The sequence below is a fragment of the Streptomyces albidochromogenes genome (assembly GCF_005981925.1).
In the GTDB taxonomy this organism is placed as follows: domain Bacteria; phylum Actinomycetota; class Actinomycetes; order Streptomycetales; family Streptomycetaceae; genus Streptomyces; species Streptomyces albidochromogenes.
The window spans coordinates 1-3,017 of record NZ_VBVX01000491.1 but is presented as its reverse complement, the minus strand read 5'-3'; the positions used below and the strand labels follow the sequence as shown (position 1 = coordinate 3,017).

Below are 3,017 nucleotides of genomic sequence, written 5' to 3'. Positions count from 1 at the left end.
CTTCCTTCCCGTCCCGCCCCCTCACTCCCGTCCTGCGCGCGCTGCGGCTGTGCCTGCACGCGCTGCTCGGCGGACTGATCGCGCTCGCCGCCGTGAAGGCCGTGGCCGACGACGCCCCGCACGCGACCGCGGTCGTCCTCGCGGCCCTGACGACGGCCGTCGTGTACGCCGTCGGAGCCCTGAGCCCCGCGGTCGACCGCTCGCCCCGGGCCGCCGCCGGCTGGCTCGCCGCGCTGGGCCTCGCCTGGCTGATACTCCTGGCCCTGTCGCCCGACGGACTGTGGGCGGCGTTCCCGCTGTACTTCCTCCAGCTGCACCTGCTGCCGGTGCGCTGGGGCCTGACCGCCGTAGCCGCGACGGCCGCCGCCGCCGTCGCCGGCTTCGTCCTGCACGGGCAGACGGTGACGCCGGGTACGTTCATCGGGCCGCTGCTGGGGGCCGCGGTCGCCGTGGCGACGGTCCTCGGCCACCAGGCGCTGTACCGGGAGAGCGAGCGGCGCCGCGAGCTCATCGACGAGCTGCTCGCCACCCGGGAGGACCTCGCCGCCGCCGAGCGGACGGCCGGGACGCTGGCCGAGCGTGAGCGGCTGGCCCGCGAGATCCACGACACACTCGCCCAGGGCCTGTCCAGCATCCAGCTGCTGCTGCGCGCAGCCGAACGCGTGCTGCCCGCCGGCGACCCGGCGGCGGCCCACGTCCGGCAGGCCCGCGAGACCGCGCAGGACAATCTCGCCGAGGCGCGCCGTTTCGTACGGGCCCTGACGCCGCCCGGCCTGGAGCACGATTCGCTGGCCGCGGCGCTGGAGCGGCTGTGCGCGGCGACGCCGGGATGCGCCGTGCGGTTCGGCGTGAGCGGTACGCCGGTGCGGCTGCCCACTCCGTACGAGGTGGCCCTGCTGCGCGTCGCCCAGTCCGCGCTCGCCAACACGGTGCGGCACGCGGCGGCGACGCGCGCCGAGATCACCCTCAGCTTCATGGAGACCTCGGTGGCGCTGGACGTCGTGGACGACGGCGCGGGCTTCGATCCCAGCGCCCCGCGCCCCGGGTCGGGCGGCGGCTTCGGTCTGCCCGCGATGCGCGCGCGGGCCCGGACGCTCGGCGGCACGCTGAGCGTGGAGTCGGCGCCGGGCCGGGGCACGGCGGTGGCGATCACGCTGCCCCTCCCGCCGGAAGGCCCCGCGTGAGCGCCCCCGGCTCCCCGGTCCGCCTGCTGCTGGCCGACGACCATCCCGTCGTACGGGCGGGTCTGCGCGCCGTACTCGACACCGAGGAGGGCTTCCTCGTGGTCGCGGAGGCGGCGACGGCCGAGCGCGCGGTGGAACTGGCGGCGGCGGGCGACTTCGACGTCGTGCTGATGGATCTCCAGTTCGGGCCCGGCACGATGCACGGGTCACAGGCCACCGCCGCGATCACGGCGCGGCCGGGCTCGCCCCGGGTGCTGGTGCTGACGACGTACGACACGGACGCCGACATCCTGGCGGCGGTGGAGGCCGGCGCGAGCGGCTATCTGCTCAAGGACGCGCCCCCGGAGGAGCTTTCGGCCGCGGTGCGCACGGCGGCGGCCGGCCGGTCCGCGCTGGCGCCGGCCGTGGCTCACCGGCTGATGGACCGGATGCGCACGCCCCGCGCTGCGCTGACCCGGCGCGAACTCGAGGTGCTCCAGCTGGTCGGCGACGGTCTGTCGAACCAGCAGATCAGCAAGGAGCTGTTCCTCAGCCAGGCGACGGTCAAGTCCCATCTGGTGCACGTCTACGCCAAGTTGGGCGTGGACTCGCGCACGTCGGCGGTGGCGGCCGCGACGGCGCGACGGCTGATCCGGCGCTGACGGGGCGGTCAGTCGCGGCCGAAGAGTTCGATCGCGTCGCGCACCCGGCGCAGGGCCCCCGCCAGCGCGCTGACCGAGCCGATCGAGCCCGCGACCAGCAGCAGCGAACGCCGCAGCCGCATGATCTCGGGCGCGCCGCCGAGCGCCATGGCGTGCAGCGACGCCAGCTCGTCCTCCGCGACGCCCCGGTCGGGCAGTTCCGCGGGGTGCCCGGCCAGTTCACGGCGCAGGTGCGAGACGGCGGCACGCAGCTCCGCCACGCGCGGGTCCTCGCCGTCCCCGGTCACACACCCCTGTTCCACACTTCTCAACAAGGTCTCTCCCCCTCGCACAGCCACGTGCAGGTCCTGCCAGTGGTTCAGCCCCGTACGCCGTTGGTCGGACGGCGTACCCGGAGGGCCGGGGGTCAGTTAACGCCAAACGGAGGGCTGTACGCCACTTGGCTCGTTCAGCTGTCCGAACCGGCGTTGACGGCGTTGCGCCAGACCGTCAGGTCCAGCGTCAGGTACGTACTGGGCGAGTCCTCGGCGGAGAAGCCCCGCACCGTGACCAGGCCCATGTGTCCCGATCCCGTGGTCACGCAGACCTGCCGCCCCTTCGAGAGTTTGTTCACATAGACGGTCTCGGTGAACCGGGTGTCCGCACGGCAGGCCGCGAGCGAACCCTCCTGGCCCGGGTCGAGCAGCACCAGGGTGCCGCCCTCGCTCTCCGAGTCGAGGTAGCCGCCGGTGTCGTAGGAGAGTTCGTACGAACCGTCCTCGCCCGGCTGCGGGCGGACCGCGTCGTCCCCCAGCGTCAGGTGGTAGCCCGCGGTGAGGTCGATCCCCCGGTAGTCGGCGGGCTCCGGGTCGGGCAGGGCCCCGGGCTTCGGCGCGGTGCCCTCGGGGGCGGACGCGCTCGGGCCGGCGTCCTTCGGCGGGGCGTCCTTCGCCGCGGCGCCGTCGCCCCCGGCGGCCGGCCCGCCCTGCGCCGTGCCGCTGCCGCGCGTCGCGTCGTCCTCGCCCGAGAGCAGCGCGTACGCCATGCCGCCGCCCGCCACACCGAGGACCAGCACGGCGGCGAGCGCCACGAGCACGCCCTTCGCGGGCCGCGCCGCCCGGGGCTGGGCGGGGTACGCCGGCGCGTGCGCCGCCATCTGCGTCGGGGCGTAGGCGTGGGCGTACGCCGGCGGCGGTGTGAGGTGGGGCTGCGG

3 protein-coding genes and 1 pseudogene are annotated in these 3,017 nt (G+C 75.5%); 2 read left to right on the top strand and 2 right to left on the bottom strand.

Going from position 1 to position 3,017, the window contains the following annotated elements:
• On the top strand, nt 1–1,184 hold a 1,184-nt coding region (locus E2E34_RS32965), incomplete at its 5' end, for a sensor histidine kinase (protein ID WP_341870247.1).
• Nucleotides 1,181–1,825, top strand: coding sequence for a response regulator (locus tag E2E34_RS32960; RefSeq protein WP_138905508.1), 645 nt, complete (start codon nt 1,181–1,183; stop codon nt 1,823–1,825). The genes E2E34_RS32965 and E2E34_RS32960, both read left to right, overlap by 4 nt.
• Nucleotides 1,826–1,833: 8 nt before the next feature.
• Here E2E34_RS32960 and E2E34_RS32955 read toward each other — a convergent pair whose 3' ends face one another.
• Both E2E34_RS32955 and E2E34_RS35750 read right to left on the bottom strand, forming a co-directional pair.
• On the bottom strand, nt 1,834–2,139 hold the full coding sequence (locus E2E34_RS32955) for a DUF5955 family protein (RefSeq protein WP_138905507.1): 306 nt from the start codon (nt 2,137–2,139) through the stop codon (nt 1,834–1,836).
• Between the two features lie 134 nt (nt 2,140–2,273).
• Nucleotides 2,274–3,017: pseudogene (locus E2E34_RS35750) on the bottom strand (serine/threonine protein kinase); the annotation flags it as partial.